The following is an 18,373-nucleotide window of genomic DNA, read 5'->3' as shown; positions in this document are numbered from 1 at the left end:
GTTGTGCACTCGAGCCTACTCAGCGCCGTGTGCTGGAAACTACGCAGCGTCGTGCGCTGGAAACTACGCAGCGTCGTGCGCTGGAAACTACGCAGCGTTGTGCGCCGGAACGCGTTCAGCGCAAAGCGCTGGCGGCTTCGCGATCCAGCAACCACGTGGTGGACTCCGATCCCGCCGCGCCCGCCGCGGGGATGTCGACCGGTTCGGCCCCGCCGATGGCCGCGGCGACGGCCTCCGCCTTGCCCGCTCCGGCGACGATCAGCATGACGTGGCGCGAGCGACGCACCGCGGGCAGCGTCAGCGTGACGCGGACCGGCGGCGGCTTGGGGGAATTCGTCACGGTGACAACGAGTTCGTGCTCCTCGCGCACCGCGTCGGTGTCCGGGAACAGCGAGTTGACGTGGCCCTCGCCGCCCATGCCGAGCAGGTGCAGGTCGAACGCGCCGTGCTCGGCGAGGTGGGCGTGCACCGCCGTCGAATACTCGGCCGCGGCCTCGACCGGGTCGGGATATTCGCCGTCGGAGGTCGCCACCGGGTGCACCCTGGCGTGGTCGACCGGCACGTGGTCGAGCAGCGCCTGCCTGGCCTGCAGCTCGTTGCGCTCGGGATCGCCCGCCGGGACGAAACGCTCGTCGCCCCAGAAGATGTCGAGCCGCGACCAGTCGATGTCGCCGGGCGCCTTGCGCACCTCCTCGAGCAGCGCGATGCCGGTGCCGCCGCCGGTCAGCACCACCGAGGCGGTGCCGCGCTCGGCCTGCGCCGCCACCACCACCTGCACGAAGCGGGCGGCCGCCGCGGCGACGAGCACGCCCGCGTCGGGGTGCACCTCGACGGTGTCGGCGGGGAGATCGCTGTCGGCGCGCTCCCGACCGGCGTACTGCTGAGCGGTGGGCTCACTCATAGGTCACCTTCTCGATTCCGGCGAGGGCTTCGTGATAGATCTCGTCGGCGTCGAGCCGACGCAGTTCCTCGGCGAGGCAGTCGCGAGTTTCCCTCCGCGCCAATGCGATTCGCTGATCGGGATCGCCGGTGCTGGTGAGCGTCGCGGTGCGCCCGGTCTGCGGGCGTTCGATGGCCATGGTCACCGACGGCCGGTGCACCTCCACCCGCAGCGCGCCCGAGCGCCTGCGCACCGGGCAGCCCAGCCGGGCGGCCAGCCACCCGGCGAGCATGTCCAGCGCGGGCTCGTCGCGCAGGCCCGACACGGTCACCGAGTCGACCGGTTCGAAGGGCGGCTCGTCCAGCGAGGCGGCCAGCAGCGCCCGCCAGTAGGTGATCCGGCTCCATGCCAGGTCGGTGTCGCCGGACGCGTAGGAGGCATGGCGCTTCTTGATCGTCGCCTGCGGGTCCGCCGCGAAGGTGGCGTCGGTGATGCGCCGGGTCGCCAGCCGTCCCACCGAATCCTTGGAGGGGAATTCCGGCGCGCCGCGCGGCCACCACGCCACCACCGGGGTGTCGGGCAGCAGGAACGGAATGACCACGCTGCTCTCGTGGCTCACCAGCTCGCCCTGCAGGCGCAACACGATCACCTCGGCCGCGCCCGCGTCGCCGCCGACCCGGATCTGGGCGTCGAGCTTGGTCTCGGCCTCGCGGTCGCCGCGCGCGAGAACCACCACGCGGCAGGGATGTTCGCGGCTGGCGTCGTTGGCCGCGTCGATCGCGTCCTCGGCCTCGGAGCTGTCCAGCGTGCACACCACGAGGGTGAGCACCCGCCCCATGGTGATGACGCCGTTGCTCTCGCGCAGCTGGACCAGGCGCTTGGTGACCGCGCCGGTGGTGGTGTCGGGCATGTCGATGATCATGGGCGCCGCCATTCCCGGCCGGTGCGCTCCAGCATCTCGTCGGCCGAGGCCGGCCCCCACGTGCCCGCGGGATACGGATCGGGTCTGCCGTCCGCCGCCCAGTGTTCGAGCACGGGATCCAGGATGCGCCAGGACAATTCGACCTCCGCGTTCACCGGGAACAGCGACGGCACCCCGAGCAGCACGTCGAGGATCAGACGTTCGTAGGCCTCGGGGGAGGACTCGGTGAACGCTTCGCCGTAACTGAAATCCATATTGACGTCGCGCACTTCCATGCCCGACCCCGGCACCTTCGAGCCGAAGCGCATGGTGATGCCCTCGTCCGGCTGCACCCGGATCACCAGCGCGTTCTGACCGAGCTCCTCGGTCATGGTCTGGTCGAAGGGAAGGTGCGGCGCCCGTTTGAAGACCACCGCGATCTCGGTCACCCTGCGGCCCAAGCGTTTTCCGGTGCGCAGGTAGAACGGCACGCCCGCCCAGCGCCGGGTGTCGACCTCGAGGGTGATGGCCGCGTAGGTCTCGGTCTTCGACTGCGGGTCGAAGCCCTCCTCGTCGAGCAGGCCGACGACGTGCTCGCCGCCCTGCCAGCCCTCCGCGTACTGCCCGCGCGCGGTGGTCTCGTCCAGCGGTTCCACCAGCTTGGTGGCCGAGAGCACCTTGATCTTCTCGGCCTGCAATTGCTTGGGCTCGAAGCTGATCGGCTCCTCCATGGCGGTGAGCGCGAGCAGTTGCAGCAGGTGGTTCTGGATGACGTCGCGGGCCGCGCCGATACCGTCGTAGTAGCCCGCGCGCCCGCCGAGGCCGATGTCCTCGGCCATGGTGATCTGGACGTGGTCGACGTAGTTGGCGTTCCAGATCGGATCGAACAGCTGGTTGGCGAAGCGCAGCGCCAGGATGTTCTGCACCGTCTCCTTGCCGAGATAGTGATCGATGCGGAACACCGTCTCTTCCGGGAACACCCGGTTGACCAGCGCGTTGAGCTCGACCGCGCTGTCCAGGTCGTGCCCGAACGGCTTCTCGATCACCACCCGCCGCCACGGCTTGCGCCCGGCGATGTCGGGGCCGGACGGCTGGGCCAGCTTGTGCTCGGACAGCTGGTCGAGCACCACCGGGAACATGTTCGGCGGAATCGACAGGTAGAAGGCGTGATTGCCGCCGGTGCCGCGCTCCTTGTCCAGCCTGCCGAGCGTGTCGGCGAGCCTGGCGAAGGCGGTGTCGTCGTCGAAGGTGCCCTTCACGAACCGGATCCCCTCGGCCAGGTGGTCCCAGACCTCCTGGCGGAAGGGCGTGCGGGCGTGCGCCTTCACCGCGTCGAGCACGACCTGCGCGAAGTCCTCGTCCGCGTAATCGCGCCGCGCGAAACCGACCAGCGCGAAACCCGGGGGCAGCAGCCCCCGGTTCGCCAGGTCGTAGATGGCGGGCATCAGTTTCTTGCGAGACAGATCTCCGGTGACGCCGAAGATCACCATGCTGCAGGGTCCCGCGATCCGCGGCACCCGCTTGTCCCGCTCGTCGCGGAGTGGGTTCTTCCAGACAGTCGACGTTTTCGAAGCCGAGCCTGCCATGGAATCAGTTGCTTCCGGTCGACGCTGCGCCCAACTCCTCGGCGGTGGCGGAAAGCAGCTCCTCCCAGGACTTCTCGAACTTGTCGACGCCCTCGCGCTCCAGCACGTCGAACACGTCGGCCAGATCGATGCCCACGGCGGCGAGCTGGTCGAAGACCTCCTTGGCCTCCGCCGCGGTGCCGCGGATGGTGTCGCCGCGGATCTCGCCGTGGTCGGCGACCGCCTCGAGCGTCTTCTCCGGCAGCGTGTTCACGGTGTTCGGGGCGACCAGCTCGGTGACGTAGAGGGTGTCGGAGTAGTCCGGGTTCTTCACGCCGGTCGACGCCCACAGCGGCCGCTGCCGGTTCGCGCCGCTCGAGCCCAGGTGCGCATAGGTGGAGGTGTGCTTGCCACCGTCGAACACGTCCTGGTACTCCGCGTACGCCAGGCGGGCGTTGGCCACACCGGCCTTGCCGCGCAGCGCGAGCGCCGCTTCGGAGCCGATCGCCTCCAGCCGCTTGTCGATCTCGGTGTCCACCCGGGATACGAAGAACGAAGCGACGGAATGGATCTTGGCCAGGTCGTAGCCCGCGCCCTTGGCCTTGCGCAGACCGTCCAGGTAGGCGCCCATCACCGAGCGGTAGCGCGCCACCGAGAAGATCAGGGTGACGTTCACGCTGATGCCCTCGGCGATCACCGCGGTGATGGCGGGCAGGCCCGCCTCGGTCGCGGGGATCTTGATGAACAGGTTGGGGCGGTCCACCGTCTTCCACAGGTCGATGGCCTGCGCGACGGTCTTCTCGGCGTCGAAGGCCAGGCGCGGGTCGACCTCGATGGAGACCCGGCCGTCCACGCCGCCGGAGGACTCGTACACCCCGGCCAGCACGTCGCAGGCCGAGCGCACGTCGTCGGTGGTGATGGTGCGGATGGCCGCGTCGGCGTCGGCGCCTTGCGCGGCAAGCGCTTTCACCTGCGCGTCGTAGGAGTGCCCCTGGCTGAGCGCGCCCTGGAAGATGGTCGGGTTGGTGGTGACGCCGACGACGCTGCGGGTGGCGACCAGCTCGGCCAGGTTGCCGGACTGGATCCGGTCCCGCGACAGATCGTCGAGCCACACCGAGACGCCCGCCGCGGAGAGCGCGGCGAGGTTTTCGTTCTGTGTCATGAGGTGTTATCCCTTCACGTTGTCCAGCGTGCGCTGCGCGGCGGCAACGACCGCGTCTTCGGTGATGCCGAACTCGCGGAACAGGGTCTTGTAATCGGCCGAGGCGCCGAAGTGCTCGATGGACACGATCTCGCCCGCGTCACCGGCGAACCGGTGCCACGGCATCGCGATACCGGCCTCGACGACGACGCGCGCGCGGATCGCGGGCGGAAGCACCTCGTCCCGATATGCCTTGTCCTGCGCGTCGAACCACTCCACACACGGCATCGACACCACGCGGGTGCCGACGCCCTGCGCCTCCAGCGTAGTGCGCGCGGCCACGGCGAGCTGCAGCTCCGAACCCGTGGCGATCAGGATCACCTGCGGGGTGCCGGTGGACGCCTCGGCCAGGACGTAGCCGCCCTTGGCGACGCCCTCGTAGCTGGTGCCCTCCTGGATCGGCAGGTCCTGGCGGGTCAGGGCCAGCGCGGACGGGCCGTCCTGGTGCGGCATCTCGGAGACCGAGAAGTGCGAGGCGTTCTCGGCCGATTCACGCTCCAGGATGGTGCGCCAGGCGTAGGTGGTCTCGTTGGCGTCACCAGGACGGACCACGTTCAGGCCCGGGATCGCGCGCAGCGCGGCCAGGTGCTCGATCGGCTGGTGGGTCGGGCCGTCCTCGCCGAGACCGATGGAGTCGTGCGTCCACACGTAGATCGCGGGCACCCGCATCAGCGCGGCCAGGCGGACCGCGGGGCGCATGTAATCGCTGAACACCAGGAAGGTGCCGCCGTACGGGCGGGTCGGGCCGTGCAGCGCGATGCCGTTGAGGATCGAGCCCATGGCGTGCTCGCGCACACCGAAGTGCAGGGTGCGGCCGTACGGGTCGGCCTTCCACATGCCGGTCGAGATCGACTCGGGGCCGAAGCTGGGCTGGCCGGGCATCGTGGTGTTGTTGGATTCGGCGAGGTCGGCCGAACCGCCCCACAGCTCGGGCAGCACGTCGGTCAGCGCGGCGAGCACCTTGCCGGACGCCTTGCGGGTGGCCATGCCCTTGGGGTCGGGCTCGTGCACCGGCAGGGCGGCGGTCCAGCCCTCCGGCAGCCTGCGCTCGGCGAGCCGGTCGAACAGCGCCTTGTTCTCCGGGTTGGCCGCGGCCCACGCGTCGAACTCCTGCTGCCAGGCCGCGTGCGCCGCCTTGCCGCGCTCGACGGCCTTGCGGGTGTGCGCGATGACGGCGTCGTCGACCTGGAAGCTCTGCTCGGGGTCGAAGCCGAGGATCTTCTTGGTGGCGGCCACCTCGTCGGCGCCGAGCGCCGCGCCGTGCGAGGCACCGGTGTTCATCTTGTTCGGGGCCGGGTAGCCGATCACGGTGCGCAGCACGATGATCGAGGGCTTGCCGGTCTCGGCCTTGGCGGCCTCGACGGCGGCCTCGATCGCGACGACGTCCTCGCCGCCCTGCACGGTCTGCACGTGCCAGCCGTAGGCCTCGTAGCGTGCCGCGACGTCCTCGGTGAAGGCGATGGTGGTGTCGTCCTCGATCGAGATCTGGTTGTCGTCGTAGAACACGACCAGGTTGCCCAGCTGCTGGGTGCCCGCGAGCGAGGACGCCTCGGAGGTGACGCCTTCCTCGAGGTCACCGTCGGACGCCACCACGTAGACGAAGTGGTCGAAGGGGCTCGCGCCCGGTGCGGCGGCCGGGTCGAACAGGCCGCGCTCGCGGCGCGCCGCCATCGCCATGCCGACCGCGGAGGCCAGACCCTGGCCCAGCGGGCCGGTGGTGATCTCGACGCCGTCGGTGTGCCGGAACTCCGGGTGGCCCGGGGTGAGCGAACCCCACTTGCGCAGGTGCTTCAGGTCGTCCAGTTCCAGACCGAACCCGGTCAGATAGAGCTGGATGTACTGGGTGAGGCTGGAGTGACCGCACGACAGCACGAAACGGTCCCGGCCGACCCAGCTGGGGTCGCTCGGGTCGTGGCGCAGCACGCGCTGGTAGAGGGTGTAGGCAAGGGGCGCCAAGCTCATGGCGGTGCCCGGATGACCGTTGCCCGCGTTCTGCACCGCGTCGGCGGCTAGGACACGGACGGTGTCGACGGCCTTGGTGTCCAGATCCGTCCAGTCGTCCGGGTAGTTCGGCTGAGTGAGGGCGCGGATGTCGTCTGTGACTGACACGACCGAGGTTCTCCTGACATTGGTCTCGTCGACGGCGGTGTTGCTGGCGGTGGTGTGAACGCACGGCAGCGGCGGCATGCATACCGGGTGTGTACCCAACCACCCTAGATGTGCCCGCTGAGCGGCATGCCGGGAACCCGCCCAATGCGTCCTACCGGATGAAGTCCGCGGCGTGGCGCGAGCCCCCGAACGGCGCCCGGCGGGCTCGCGCTGGGCGGGGCTCGCGGCGGGCCGATGTCGGCGGGGGTCTACCATCCTCTGTAGTAGTAGCCGCGCCGCATTCGGCTGTCAGGGCGTCGAGGCGGACGGACATCCGGCTCTCGCGCCTCCGTGACAGCGGAATGAGCGAGCTGCTCGTTTCATTGCCGGATGCGATGCACAGCGTGCGAGGAGAGACAGTGCGGATTGGGCAACAGCCGGGTGGCAATGGCGCACACGGCTCCTCCGCGACGGTGCTTGCCGACCGTTTCACTGGTCCCGGCCTGCCGTCCCGGCTGATGCGACGGGTGCTCGCCTATATCGCGCTGACCAAGCCGCGCGTCATCGAGCTGCTGCTCGTCGCCACCATCCCGACCATGCTGCTCGCCGATCGCGGCAGCGACGTGGACATGCCGCTGATCCTGGCCACCCTGTTCGGTGGCTGGATGGGCGCGGCGAGCGCCAACACGCTCAACTGCGTGGCCGACGCGGATATCGACAAGGTCATGAAGCGCACCGCCAAGCGCCCGCTGGCGCGGGAGGCGGTGCCGACCCGCAACGCGTTCGTGTTCGGCGTCGCGCTCGGCATCGGGTCCTTCGCGTGGCTGTGGTGGCAGGCGAACCTGCTCAGCGGCGTGCTCGTCGTCGCGACCATCCTGTTCTACGTCTTCGTCTACACCCTCGGCCTCAAGCGGCGCACCTCGCAGAACGTGGTGTGGGGCGGCGCGGCGGGCTGCATGCCCGCGCTGGTGGGCTGGTCGGCGGTGACCGGCGGCATCGGCTGGCCCGCGGTCGCGCTGTTCGGCGTCATCTTCTTCTGGACGCCGCCGCACACCTGGGCGCTGGCCATGCGCTACAAGGAGGACTACCGCGCGGCGGGTGTGCCGATGCTGCCGGTCGTCGCCACCGAGCGCACGGTGACCAAGCAGATCGTCGTCTACACCTGGCTCACCGTGCTCACGACGCTGGCCCTGGTACCCGCCACCGGCGTGCTCTACGCCGCGGTGGCCCTCGTGGCGGGCGCCTGGTTCCTGCTGATGGCCCACCAGCTGTACGCGGGCGTGCGCCGCGGCGAATCGGTGAAGCCGCTGCGGCTGTTCCTGCAGTCGAACAACTACCTGGCCGTGGTGTTCTGCGGTCTGGCGGTCGACTCGGTCCTCGGCTGGGACACCGTCGGGAGCTTCTTCGGCTGACCCGCCCCCGGATTCGCGAAGGCCGACGCACCGCGTGTGCGTCGGCCTTCGTCGTTCGGGCGGTGATCAAGAGCGGCGGCCGAGGTATCCGTCCGGGCGAACGAGGACGCGCTCGCCCTCGGCGGCGGCGTAGGCGGTGAAGGCGTGCCCGTCGATGTCCACCACGTGCGGTTCGGTGGTCGTCGCGCCCGGCCGGAGCACGGCGATGCTGCGCGCGCCCGGTTCGCTGGGCAGCTGACCGGTCTCGCCGAAGCAGAGCAGTGTCGCGTGCGGTCCGCGGAACAGGTCGAACAGCCGGACCGCGTGTCCGTCGGCGTCCTTCACCGGCGCGTCGGGCGCGCGGTCGCCGACCGCCATGGTCCGGTGATCGCCGGGCGCGCGGTAGCTGATGTCCAGCTGGCGGGTGTCCTCGCCGCGCGCCATGGCGTCCTCGTCGCCCTCCACCAGCTTGTCCAGCAGTTCGGTGCTGAGACCGAGCACGCGGGCCGCCACCGCCCGCCGTTCGGATTCGTAGCTGTCGAGCAGGGATTCGTCGCCATCCAGTGCCTTCGCCAGCTTCCAGCCGAGGTTGTAGGCGTCCTGGATGCCGGTGTTCATGCCCTGGCCGCCGGTGGGCGGGTGCGCGTGCGCGGCGTCGCCTGCGAGGAACACCCGGCCCGCGCGGAAGGTGCGGGCCAGCCGGATGTTCGGCCGCCAGACGGTGACCCAGGCCAGGTCGGTGAGGACGACGTCGGTCCGGCCGCTGTGCCGGTCGACGTAGTCCTGCAACAGGTCGAGGCCCGCCTCCGCGTCCTCGGTCAGCGGCGCGGCGACCTGGAAGTGCTTGCCGCCCGGCAGCGGCGAGAGGGCGATGCCCTCCATCGGACGGTCGGCCGCGGCGGCGAACCAATAGCCGTACGTGTGGTCCAGCGCGTCGGCGCGCACGTCGCCGAGCAGCATGCGCAGCGACTCGTCGGTGCTGCCCTCGAATGGGATGCCCAGCGTCTTGCGCACGGTGCTGCGCCCGCCGTCGGCGCCGACCAGGTACGCGGCCAGGACGGTCTCCCGTACGCCGTCGCGGTCGAGGACCACGGTGACGCCGGAGTCGTCCTGCTCGAACGACACCAGTGCGGTGCCGGTCTCCACCCGCACCCCGAATTCGGCCAATCGGTCGCGCAGGATCGCCTCGGTCCGCGACTGCCCGAGCGTCCACAGGTTGGGGTAGGGGACCGCGGGCGTCGGCGCGACCGGCTCGGCCATCCGGCGCTCGCCGACGAACTCGCCACCCAGGTAGGCGCGCATCACCGGTGTGGGCGCGCCCGCCGCCAGCACCGCGTCGAGCACGCCGAGGTCGTCGAACACCTCGAGCGCGCGCGGCTGGATTCCGTCGCCGCGTGACCCGGCGAAGAACTCGGGGGCCTGGTCCACGAGGCGCACCCGCACGCCCCGCCGGGCCAGATCGATGGCGAGGGTGAGGCCGGTGGGTCCGGCGCCTGCGATGAGTACCTGCACGATGTCTCCATACTGAATCGATATTCACTGAATTCGGATTCAGTATGGGGTTGATACGTTGTGCTGTCAAGGAGGTGGCGCGGGTGGCGACGAACCGCAAGGAGAAGTCGGTCGAGACGGAGCAGGCGCTGAAGGAGGCCGCACTGCGTGTCTTCGCCGAACGCGGCTATCTGAACACCAAGATCACCGACATCACCGCGGCGGCCGGACGCGCGGCCGGCTCCTTCTACAACCACTTCGCGAGCAAAGAAGACCTGCTCACGGCGCTGTTGCGCGATATGGCCGACGCGGGTGACGTGCGCGCCGAAGGGGAAGGCCACGAGCCGGATTTCAGCGATCCCGACGCGGTCAGGTACCACATCGCGGGCTACTGGCAATTCGCGCGCGAGCACGTCGCGGTGCTGCGATCGGTCGATCAAGCAGCCCTGGTCAACGCCGAATTCGCCCGTCGCATGGGGCAATTCGCGCGGGAGCAGCGCGCCGACATCGCCGACCACGTGGAGGGTTTCGCCGCGGCGGGCCTGCGGTTGCCGAGCACGCCCGACGCCAGTCTCGCGATGATGTTCCTGCTCACCCAGGCGCTGCTCGCCGCCGTCGAGGACGGCACCGTCGACTTGGACGACGGTCAGGCCGTGGACGGGCTGACCCGCTTCGTCTACCGCGGGCTCACCGGCCGCGACTACTGAACGGTGCGCCTCCGGGCGCGCCGCGGACCGAAAACATCCCGGACACAACGTGGTCCGGAAGCGGGGTGCTGCCGCGAACGAACGACGCGGCTCCGGAGGGACACCCCGCCCCGGGACGACTCAGGGCAGCAGAACGATCGAACCGGTGGTCTTGCGCCCCTCCAGATCACGGTGCGCCCGTTCGGCTTCCGCGAGCGGGTAGGTGGCCCCGACGCGGATGCGCAGCGTCCCGTTCGCGAGCGCGGCGAGGATATCGCCCGCGCGCCAGAGCAATTCGGCGCGGTCGCGGGTGTAGTGGACCAGCGAAGGGCGGGTCAGGAACAGCGAACCGCCCGCGTTGAGGCGCTGCGGGTCGAAGGGCGGGACCGGGCCGCTCGCCGCGCCGAACAGGGCCAGCGTGCCGCGCACGCGCAACGAGGCGAGGCTCGCGTCGAAGGTGGACTTGCCGACGCCGTCGTAGACCGCCGCGACGCCGACGCCGTCGGTCAGCTTGCGGACGTGGTCGGCGAGGTCGTCGCCGTAGCGAAGCACCTCGGCCGCGCCCGCCTCGCGGGAGAGCGCCTCCTTCTCGTCGGAGGACACCGTCGTGATGACGCGCACGCCGCGCGCGGCGGCGAGCTGGGTCAGGATCAGGCCGACACCGCCCGCGCCCGCGTGCACCAGCACCGTCTCGCCCGGTTCCGGCCGGTAGATCGACTCGAGCAGGTAGTGCGCCGTCATGCCCTGGAGCAGCGCCGAGGCGGCGACCGGCGGTTCGACGCCCGCGGGCACCGGAATCGCGACCGCCGCGGGGACCGCGACTTTCTCGGCGTAGCTGCCCGGCGCGGCCGCCCACGCGACCCGGTCGCCCACCGTGAACTCGGTGACGTCCGCGCCGACCGCGGAGACCACGCCGGTGCCCTCCGCGCCCGGCACGTACGGCACCGGCTGCGGGTACGTCCCGGTGCGGATGTAGGTGTCGATGTAATTGACGCCGATCGCCTCGGTCGTCACCAGCAACTGACCCGGCCCGATGCTCGGCTCCTCGACCTCCGTGTACCGCAGTACCTCGGGACCACCGTGTTCGGAAACCTGAATGGCGCGCATGGCATTCAGTTCTACACCCGCCGGGTCTGGACCACGTCCTACCGGTCGGTAAACTCGCGTGCATGACCGTTGAGACCGCCGCCCCGGCCCCCGTGAAGCTGTCGAGCTCCCTCGTGGACTCGGTGAAGGGATTCCTCGCCGATCACGGCGGTTCGGCCACGGCCGTCCTGCAGCCGATCGGCCGCATCGGCGTGCGCGTCACCCTGGTCGGCGAGGACGGCATCCTCGGCGACCGCGTGGTCGACGACCTGCCCACGGCCAAGCGCCTCGTCGAGGTGATCGACGGCCTGACCGAGGCCGACGAGTGGGATCGTGAGCTCACCTCCGTCGTCACTCCGCGCAAGGGCCACTGGGCGCAGATGGCGGGCTGGGTGGCGAAGCAGACCCGTTTCCCGAAGGCGCGCAACGAGAAGTGATGCGGAGGCCCGGCCGGTCTCAGGACTTGGCGCGGACCACCAGCACCGGGCACGGCGCGTGGTGCAGCAGGTTCTGACTCGTCGAACCGAGGAGCAGGCCGGTGAGCCGGTTGCGGCCCTGGCTTCCCGTGACGATCACCTGGGCGTCCGCCCCGTGTTCGAGTAGCGCGCGGGCCGCCGGGCTCTGCAGCACCATCTTCTCGACTCGAATATCCGGGTATTGGCTCGACCATCCCGCGAGCCGCTCGCTCAACAACTCGTGCTCCTCCTGGGCCAAGGTCTCCCAGGCATCGGGCACCGGCGTCCACTGCAGCAGGTCGGGATCGTTCCACGCGTGCAGGGCGATGACGCCGACGTCGAGCAGCGCGGCCAATTCGAAGGCCCGGCCGACCGCGGCATCGCTGCCGGGACTGCCGTCGACGCCGACCAGGACCGGGCGTTCGTCGGGCAGCGGGTTACCGACGTCACCACGCCATACCACCACGGGGCAGTGCGCTTTGTTCGCGACCCGCAGCGCCGTGGAACCGATCAGCAGGGTGGTGATCCGGTCGTCGGCGGTGGCGGCCACCACCAGCCGCAGCGCGGTCTCGCTCGCCTCGACGAGTTCGTCGCCCGGCACGCCCTCCACCACCGTCTGGGTGATCTCCAGCTCGGGCTGGTCGGCACGCACCGCGTCGACCGCCTCGCCCGCGTGCTTCTTCGCCACGAACCGCAGCGTCGGCAGGATGTCCGCGTCGGCGACGATCGCGGCCGTGATCCGATAGTCGATGGTCGGCACGATGCTGAGGACGACCAGCCGCACGCCCTCGCGCGCGGCGACCGCGCCCGCCCAGCGCGCGGCGGCCAGCGCGGCGGGGCTGCCGTCCACGCCGACGACAATGGACTGCTGATTGGCGAACCTGGTCATCTCGCTGCCCTCCGGTGGTCTCGGCGCTGTGTCTTTTCTCGGACGGTCTTTCTCGGACGCTGTGTCTTTCCTCGGTGGTCGTTGGCTCAACCCTGTGTCTCCACTCTTCCCTTTTATCGTGGCAGCCGCCGCCGGATCGCCCGCCGAGCCACGCGGCGCGGTTTTGCCCCTGATCCCGCGGCGTGGGTAGCGTCGCGTCGTGAGTGAAATGGACGAACTGGACATCAGTGAGCGGTACGAGGCCCAGATGTGGGCGCTGCACGACGATGTCTGGAGCGCGTGGGGGCGACTCGATCAGGAAGTGTCGGCCCCGCGCTATCAATCGAGATTCCTTCCGACCGAGATCTGGGCGAACATGGGCATCAACGAGCCCGAGCCGCCCAGCATCGATCACCCCAGCTACCGGGTGGTGCGCAGACAGTACGGGCTGGTGGTGACCAGCCTCGGCCTGTCGTTCCCCACCACCTGGTCCGATGCGGAGCCGACCAACGGCATCGAGGTCGAGGTCTACGCGGCCGCCACCGGGATCTCGGCGGACGCGTCGTTCGCCGATGTCATGGGTTCGTGGCTCGGGCAGGTGGTGGCGGCCGTCGCGCGGACGGCATCACAGCACGGATTCCGTTTCACCCGGAATCTGGAACATTATGGGACGCTGTCGATCTCGCTCCCCGGATTGGACTTTCCCCCGGAGGCCGCAGGTACCTACGTCGACGGCGACGGGCTGGTCACCGTGCTGCTCGGCCTGACCGGCGAAGGCTTCCCGAACGTCGTCGCCGGTCCGCTGTCGGAGATCCGCATGGTCAACATCAAGGTGCTCACCGTCGCCGAGACCGCGTTCTGCGTCTCCGGCACCGGCGGCGTCACCGACGCGCGCGCCGAGATCGCGAATCGGCTTGCCGCCCAGGGAGATCCGCTCTGGTCGAGCCTGACGCGGCCGTCCGTGGTCTGACCCGCCCCGGCTCCCGCGCGGGTGCTCAGGCGGACTGCACCGCCGGATCGGGCGCGACGGCGGGGATCGGTTCGCGGGTGCGCAACCCGGCCCACAGGGCGGCCGTCGCCGCGGTGCACGCGGCGGCGCCGCCCACGTGGGTGGCGACCAGCGCGCCGGGCACGTCGGTGAAGTACTGGACGACGCCCACCAGCGCCTGCGCGCCCACGACGCCGAGCAAGACGAACAGGCGGGTGCGCACCGCGCGGGAGATGCCGACGGCGTAGAGCCCGAAGCCGAGGCCGATCAGCAGCGCCAGGTAACCCACCAGCAGCTGGGAATGCAGGTGCACCAGCGTGACGATCTCGACCTGCAACCGCGCGACCGGTCGTTCGATGCTCTTGTCGCCCGCGTGCGGTCCCGCGGCGGTGACCAGGGTGCCCGCGACCAGGACGCCGGCCAGCGCGACGCCGCTCAACGCCGTCAGCCAGCGCAGCGGCGCGGGCGCTTGGACGGTCTCGACGCCGTCGTCCGGCTCGCAGATCTTGGCGTAGAGCACGGTGGCCAGCCACACCATCAGCATCGAGGCGAGCAGGTGCACCGCCACGGTCCACCAGAGCAGCCCGGTGCGGACGGTGATGCCGCCGATGACCGCCTGGAGCACGGTGCCGCCCGGCATCAACCAGGCGTAGAGCAGCACGTCGTTCCTGCGTCGCGCCCGCGTCACCGCGAGCACGATCAGTCCGGCGAACAGGGAGACCACGAAGGTCAGCATCCGGTTGCCGAACTCGACGGCCTGGTGCAGCACCGCCACCTCGGACACGCCGATCGGGGTGAAGCTGCCGGGGAAGCACTGCGGCCAGGTCGGGCAGCCGAGACCGGAGGCGGTGACCCGGACGATCGATCCGGTCACCGCGATACCCGCCTGGGTGAGCACGACCGCGAGAGCGATCAGCCGCTGCACCCGCAGCGAGGGGAGCGGGAGCTTGTCGACGAGTCGCAAGAATGCGCGATACAGCACGCAACGATGGTAGCGACCGGCGATCGGGGCGCCGCACCCGGTCTACTACATACCGTCGTTTGTACCGATGCTCACTCGAAACGGAACCAGCGCGCCGCCAGGCACCCCGACACCACGCCCCACACCGCGAGCACCGCAAGGCCGAACCAGTCGACGCTGCTGCGCAGCGCGTGCTCCAGGGTGACCGCGAGCGCGCCGGAGGGCACGAGGCGGGCGAGCACGTTCACCGCGACGTGCAGGTCGTCGGCGGCGAACACGACGCTCGCGATGCCGAGCATGACGAACCAGAGGATGTTCGCCAGCGCCAGCACGATCTCCGCTTTCAGCGTGCCGCCGAGCAGCAGGCCCATCGCGGCGAACGTCGCGGTGCCGAGCGCGATCACCACCGCGCCGAGCAGCAGACCGGCGACCTCCGGCCGCCAGCCGAGCGCGAAACCGATGGCGCCCAACAGGATCGCCTGGAGCACCACGACGATCAGCACCGCCGCGCTCTTGCCCGCGATGATGCCCCAGCGCGGCAGCGGGGTGGCACCGAGGCGTTTGAGCGCGCCGTAGCGCCGGTCGAAACCGACGGCGATGGCCTGCCCGGTGAAGGCGGTGGACATGACCGCCACCATCATCACGCCGGGCACGATCTTGTCCACCCGGTCCTCGCCGAGACCGCCGAACGGCAGCAGCGTCAGCCCGACCAGCAGCGTGATCGGGATGAACATGGTGAGCAGCAGCTGTTCGCCGTTGCGCAGCAGCAGGATCAGCTCGAGCCTGGTCTGCGCGGCGAGCATGGCCGCGCGGGTGGTCGGGCGCGGATCGGGAGCGAAGGTGCCCGGCGCGAAGCGGTTGGCGGTCAGGTCGGGCTGGTTCATCCGCGTAGATCCCGTCCGGTCAGTTCCAGGAAGACGTCCTCGAGGCGGCGCTGGTCGATCCGGATGTCGGTGGCCAGCACGTTCAGCCGCGCGCACCACGCGGTCACGGTGGCCAGCACCTGCGGGTCGATCTCGCCCTCCACCAGATACGAGCCCGGTGCCGTCTCCCGCGGCGAGAAACCCTCGGGGAGCGCGGATTTCAACAGCTTCAGGTCCAGCTTGGGCGGCGCGGTGAAGCGCAGCTGCCCGGCGGCGCCGTGCGCGGTGACCTCGGCGGGCGTGCCGGAGGCGACGATCCGTCCGTGATCGATGATGACGAGCTGATCGGCCAGCTGCTCGGCCTCGTCCATCATGTGCGTGGTGAGCACGACGGTGACGCCGTCGCGGCGCAGCGCGTCGATCAGCTCCCACACGATCAGCCGGGCCTGCGCGTCCAGACCCGCGGTGGGTTCGTCGAGGAAGACGATCTCCGGCCGCCCGACCAGCGCGCAGGCCAGCGCCAAGCGCTGCTGCTGGCCGCCGGAGAGCCGCCGATACGGGGTGCGGCGATTGTCCTGCAGCCCGAGCGTCCGCAGCAGCCACTGCGGGTCGAGCGGATCGGCCGAATACGCCGCGACCAGATCGAGCATTTCGCCCGCTCGCGCGCCGGGATAGGAGCCGCCGCCCTGCAACATGACGCCGATGCGGGGGCGCAGCCGGTCGGAATCGGCGATCGGATCGAGTCCGAGCACGCGCACGCCGCCCGCGTCCGGGCGCACGAAGCCCTCGCACATCTCGACGGTCGTCGTCTTCCCCGCGCCGTTGGGCCCGAGCAGCGCGAGCACCTGGGCCCGTTCGACATCGAAGGTGAGGCCGTCGACCGCGGTGGTCTCGCCATAACGCTTGACGACGCCGTCGACACTAACGGCGGGTCCGGAGGCAGCGGTCACGAAGAGACACCGTAAGACGTCGGCTGCTGTGACGGAGCCGACACCCCCGCCTGAGCGCGCCACGGCAGGGCGTTGCGAGTGATGACGATGAACAGCACGCCGACGATGACGGTGGCGATAGCGGCGCCGACGATCTGGAACACTTCGAGATCGGCGCCGCGCGGCATCTGCAGCACGCTCACGACGGCGGAGAACGCCACCGCGGGCACGCGGAACACAGGCCGGGTCGCCCACGCCGCGAGCGGCACGATGGCCCACAGCAGATACCACGGCTGCACCACCGGGAACAGCAGCACGATGGCGCCGAGTGCGACGCCGAGCGCGCCGACCGGATGCAGGCGTCCGGTGCCGGTCGCGACGAGCATGCGCACCGTGACGAACGCGGCGACCGTGGCGGCGATCGGGCGGGTGATACTGAGCAGGGCGGTGGTGTGGTCGCCCAGTCCGAGTAATACGCCGCCGAAACCGGTGATGATGCCGAGCGCGGTGGGCAGGGACATCCAGCTGCGCACGGCGCTGGCGGTGTTGAGCGTGTGTATCCACCCGAAGCCGAGCCCGCTGGCCGAGCTGATCACCAACGTCGTGCCGAGCGCTATCGCGCCGAGCATCGCCGCCGCGGTCACCACGGCCCGCCAGCCGCCACCCCAGCGCCGTGCGAGCGCCATCCACACAAAACCCATCGCGATGATCGAGGTGATCTTGATCGTGGAGGACAGCGCGATGATCAAGGCGCCCGCGATCAGCAGCGCGTAGGCCCGTCCGTCGAACGGGTGGGTGTCCTCGATCGCGCGCAACGCGAACTCGAGTCCCGCCAGCATCAGACCGATCATCAGCGCGTCGTTGTGCACGCCGCCCACCAGGTGGAACAGCACCAGCGGATTCGCCGCGCCGAGCCACAGCGCGCTCACCCCGGCGACGCCGCAGCGGACGGAAAGGCGCGGCAGCGCCCAGACGATCAAGGCCACGCCCGCCAGCGCGAGCACCCGGTGCACCCAGACGCCGAGAATGATGTTGTCCCCGGTCAATTCGGCGATGCCGCGGCCGATCCACAGGAACAGAGGGCCGTAGGGGGCCGGGGTGTCACGCCAGATGGTCGGGACGTTGTTGGTCAGGACGTTGTCGATCCCGAGGCCCGCGACCGGGCCCTCCTCGTACGGGTCGATGCCGCGCGCGGCGATCTCGCTCTGCGCCAGATAGGAGTACACGTCGTTGCTGAACAGCGGCGGTGCGACGCTGAGCGGGATGATCCACAGCAACAGGGTGCGGTCGAGCTGCGAGCGAGTCAGCCGGTGGAGGGGGGAGCCGCCGATGCCGCCCACCGCGAAACGGCCGAGCAGCAGCCACGCGAGCACCACCACTACGGCGCCGATCATGCACATGGCCAGCGACCCGGTGTGCGCCCTGGCGAAGATGCCGAGCACGCGCATGCCGGATGTCGGGTTCTGCTGCACCGGCTGCGCGCCGATGCCGAGCGCGCTGATCGCCATCAGCACCGTGCCGGTCGCGCCCATGAGCCGGATCCGGTCGAGCTGAACCAGTTCTCTGCGGTCGAGTTCGGGCACCTCGGACTCGTCCCGGTGCAACACCGCGATGGTGTGATCGGCCGCGGGCACGTCGAGTCCGAGTGCCCGGCGCCCGAATGCCACTGCCTTGCGCCGCGCGCCCTCCAGTACCACCACGAGACGCAGCCTAATGGGCGTTGCCGGGCGCAAGTCCGTCAACAGTCCGCGCGCAGGACCGGGCGTCGGTCTCGCGCCGCACCGAGCGACCGTGGGATCGAGCATCGCGCGCGACCCGTCCGCGGGCATTTACGAAAGATGCCTGTGCGTATTTCCCGGGCGTCCGGAGTGGGTGTGGCCAATGTCGCAACGGAACCGGACCTCGCATCGAAGGGTTGTGGCGGGGGCGCGAGAGCGCGATGTAGCCGCCACCGGACGGGACGGACGCAGACGCGGGTCGAAGCGGAAAGCGCCAGGTTGGGGCCGCGCAAGCCCTGTGA

General features: G+C 70.2%; 16 protein-coding genes. 4 read left to right on the top strand and 12 right to left on the bottom strand.

The features are described from left to right. Positions 1 to 115: 115 nt before the first annotated feature. Genes pgl through tkt form a run of 5 tightly spaced genes read right to left on the bottom strand, consistent with a single transcriptional unit; the run spans position 116 to position 6,656 of the window. The gene (gene pgl / locus AC3ERS_RS30720; protein ID WP_431971627.1) at positions 116 to 901 is read right to left on the bottom strand and encodes a 6-phosphogluconolactonase; all 786 of its coding nucleotides are present in this window, start codon (positions 899 to 901) and stop codon (positions 116 to 118) included. Continuing rightward, positions 894 to 1,802 carry a glucose-6-phosphate dehydrogenase assembly protein OpcA gene (gene opcA / locus AC3ERS_RS30715; RefSeq protein WP_431971626.1) on the bottom strand — a complete coding sequence of 303 codons (909 nt, stop codon included), beginning with the start codon at positions 1,800 to 1,802 and terminating at the stop codon, positions 894 to 896. The genes pgl and opcA overlap by 8 nt, the downstream gene beginning before the upstream one ends. Further along, positions 1,799 to 3,367, bottom strand: coding sequence for a glucose-6-phosphate dehydrogenase (gene zwf / locus AC3ERS_RS30710; protein ID WP_431971625.1), 1,569 nt, complete (start codon positions 3,365 to 3,367; stop codon positions 1,799 to 1,801). The genes opcA and zwf overlap by 4 nt, the downstream gene beginning before the upstream one ends. A 4-nt stretch (positions 3,368 to 3,371) precedes the next feature. Continuing rightward, positions 3,372 to 4,508, bottom strand: coding sequence for a transaldolase (tal, locus tag AC3ERS_RS30705; protein ID WP_431971624.1), 1,137 nt, complete (start codon positions 4,506 to 4,508; stop codon positions 3,372 to 3,374). A 6-nt stretch (positions 4,509 to 4,514) separates the two neighbouring features. Continuing rightward, positions 4,515 to 6,656 carry a transketolase gene (gene tkt, locus AC3ERS_RS30700; protein ID WP_431971623.1) on the bottom strand — a complete coding sequence of 714 codons (2,142 nt, stop codon included), beginning with the start codon at positions 6,654 to 6,656 and terminating at the stop codon, positions 4,515 to 4,517. Between the two features lie 398 nt (positions 6,657 to 7,054). Here tkt and AC3ERS_RS30695 point away from each other — a divergent pair, with 398 nt between their 5' ends. Further along, on the top strand, positions 7,055 to 8,047 hold the full coding sequence (locus tag AC3ERS_RS30695) for a heme o synthase (RefSeq protein ID WP_067835303.1): 993 nt from the start codon (positions 7,055 to 7,057) through the stop codon (positions 8,045 to 8,047). A gap of 66 nt (positions 8,048 to 8,113) precedes the next feature. On the opposite strand, the gene AC3ERS_RS30690 is transcribed toward AC3ERS_RS30695, so the two are convergent. Next, positions 8,114 to 9,538 (bottom strand): FAD-dependent monooxygenase, encoded by a 1,425-nt coding sequence (locus AC3ERS_RS30690; RefSeq protein ID WP_431971622.1) that lies wholly within the window; start codon positions 9,536 to 9,538, stop codon positions 8,114 to 8,116. 83 nt (positions 9,539 to 9,621) lie between these two features. On the opposite strand from AC3ERS_RS30690, the gene AC3ERS_RS30685 reads away from it, so the two are divergent. Next, complete coding sequence (locus tag AC3ERS_RS30685; RefSeq protein ID WP_431971621.1) at positions 9,622 to 10,224, top strand: TetR/AcrR family transcriptional regulator; 603 nt, start codon at positions 9,622 to 9,624, stop codon at positions 10,222 to 10,224. 120 nt (positions 10,225 to 10,344) lie between these two features. Here AC3ERS_RS30685 and AC3ERS_RS30680 read toward each other — a convergent pair whose 3' ends face one another. After that, positions 10,345 to 11,310: a quinone oxidoreductase family protein gene (locus AC3ERS_RS30680; protein ID WP_431971620.1), complete on the bottom strand. Its 966-nt coding sequence runs from the start codon at positions 11,308 to 11,310 to the stop codon at positions 10,345 to 10,347. Positions 11,311 to 11,372: 62 nt separating this feature from the next. On the opposite strand from AC3ERS_RS30680, the gene AC3ERS_RS30675 reads away from it, so the two are divergent. Further along, a complete protein-coding gene (locus tag AC3ERS_RS30675) occupies positions 11,373 to 11,726 on the top strand; it encodes a hypothetical protein (RefSeq protein ID WP_431971619.1) in 354 nt (117 codons plus the stop codon). Positions 11,727 to 11,745: 19 nt separating this feature from the next. Here the strand turns inward: AC3ERS_RS30675 and AC3ERS_RS30670 are convergent, their stop codons facing one another. Beyond that, the gene (locus tag AC3ERS_RS30670) at positions 11,746 to 12,633 is read right to left on the bottom strand and encodes a universal stress protein (protein WP_431971618.1); all 888 of its coding nucleotides are present in this window, start codon (positions 12,631 to 12,633) and stop codon (positions 11,746 to 11,748) included. A 199-nt stretch (positions 12,634 to 12,832) separates the two neighbouring features. On the opposite strand from AC3ERS_RS30670, the gene AC3ERS_RS30665 reads away from it, so the two are divergent. Then, positions 12,833 to 13,582 (top strand): hypothetical protein, encoded by a 750-nt coding sequence (locus AC3ERS_RS30665; protein WP_431971617.1) that lies wholly within the window; start codon positions 12,833 to 12,835, stop codon positions 13,580 to 13,582. 25 nt (positions 13,583 to 13,607) lie between these two features. Here AC3ERS_RS30665 and AC3ERS_RS30660 read toward each other — a convergent pair whose 3' ends face one another. From AC3ERS_RS30660 to mptB, 4 genes are all read right to left on the bottom strand, one after another. Continuing rightward, positions 13,608 to 14,582 carry a COX15/CtaA family protein gene (locus tag AC3ERS_RS30660; protein WP_431971616.1) on the bottom strand — a complete coding sequence of 325 codons (975 nt, stop codon included), beginning with the start codon at positions 14,580 to 14,582 and terminating at the stop codon, positions 13,608 to 13,610. Between the two features lie 71 nt (positions 14,583 to 14,653). Continuing rightward, positions 14,654 to 15,445: an ABC transporter permease gene (locus AC3ERS_RS30655; RefSeq protein ID WP_431971615.1), complete on the bottom strand. Its 792-nt coding sequence runs from the start codon at positions 15,443 to 15,445 to the stop codon at positions 14,654 to 14,656. Continuing rightward, the gene (locus tag AC3ERS_RS30650; protein WP_431971614.1) at positions 15,442 to 16,374 is read right to left on the bottom strand and encodes an ABC transporter ATP-binding protein; all 933 of its coding nucleotides are present in this window, start codon (positions 16,372 to 16,374) and stop codon (positions 15,442 to 15,444) included. The genes AC3ERS_RS30655 and AC3ERS_RS30650 overlap by 4 nt, the downstream gene beginning before the upstream one ends. Further along, positions 16,371 to 18,053, bottom strand: a complete 1,683-nt coding sequence (gene mptB, locus AC3ERS_RS30645; protein ID WP_431971613.1) for a polyprenol phosphomannose-dependent alpha 1,6 mannosyltransferase MptB — start codon at positions 18,051 to 18,053, stop codon at positions 16,371 to 16,373. Before mptB ends, AC3ERS_RS30650 begins: the two co-directional genes overlap by 4 nt. Positions 18,054 to 18,373: the final 320 nt, after the last annotated feature.

The sequence above is a fragment of the Nocardia sp. bgisy134 genome, assembly GCF_057708325.1.
The sequence above is the reverse complement of the archived record's forward strand: the minus strand, read 5'-3'. Positions and strand labels throughout refer to the sequence as shown.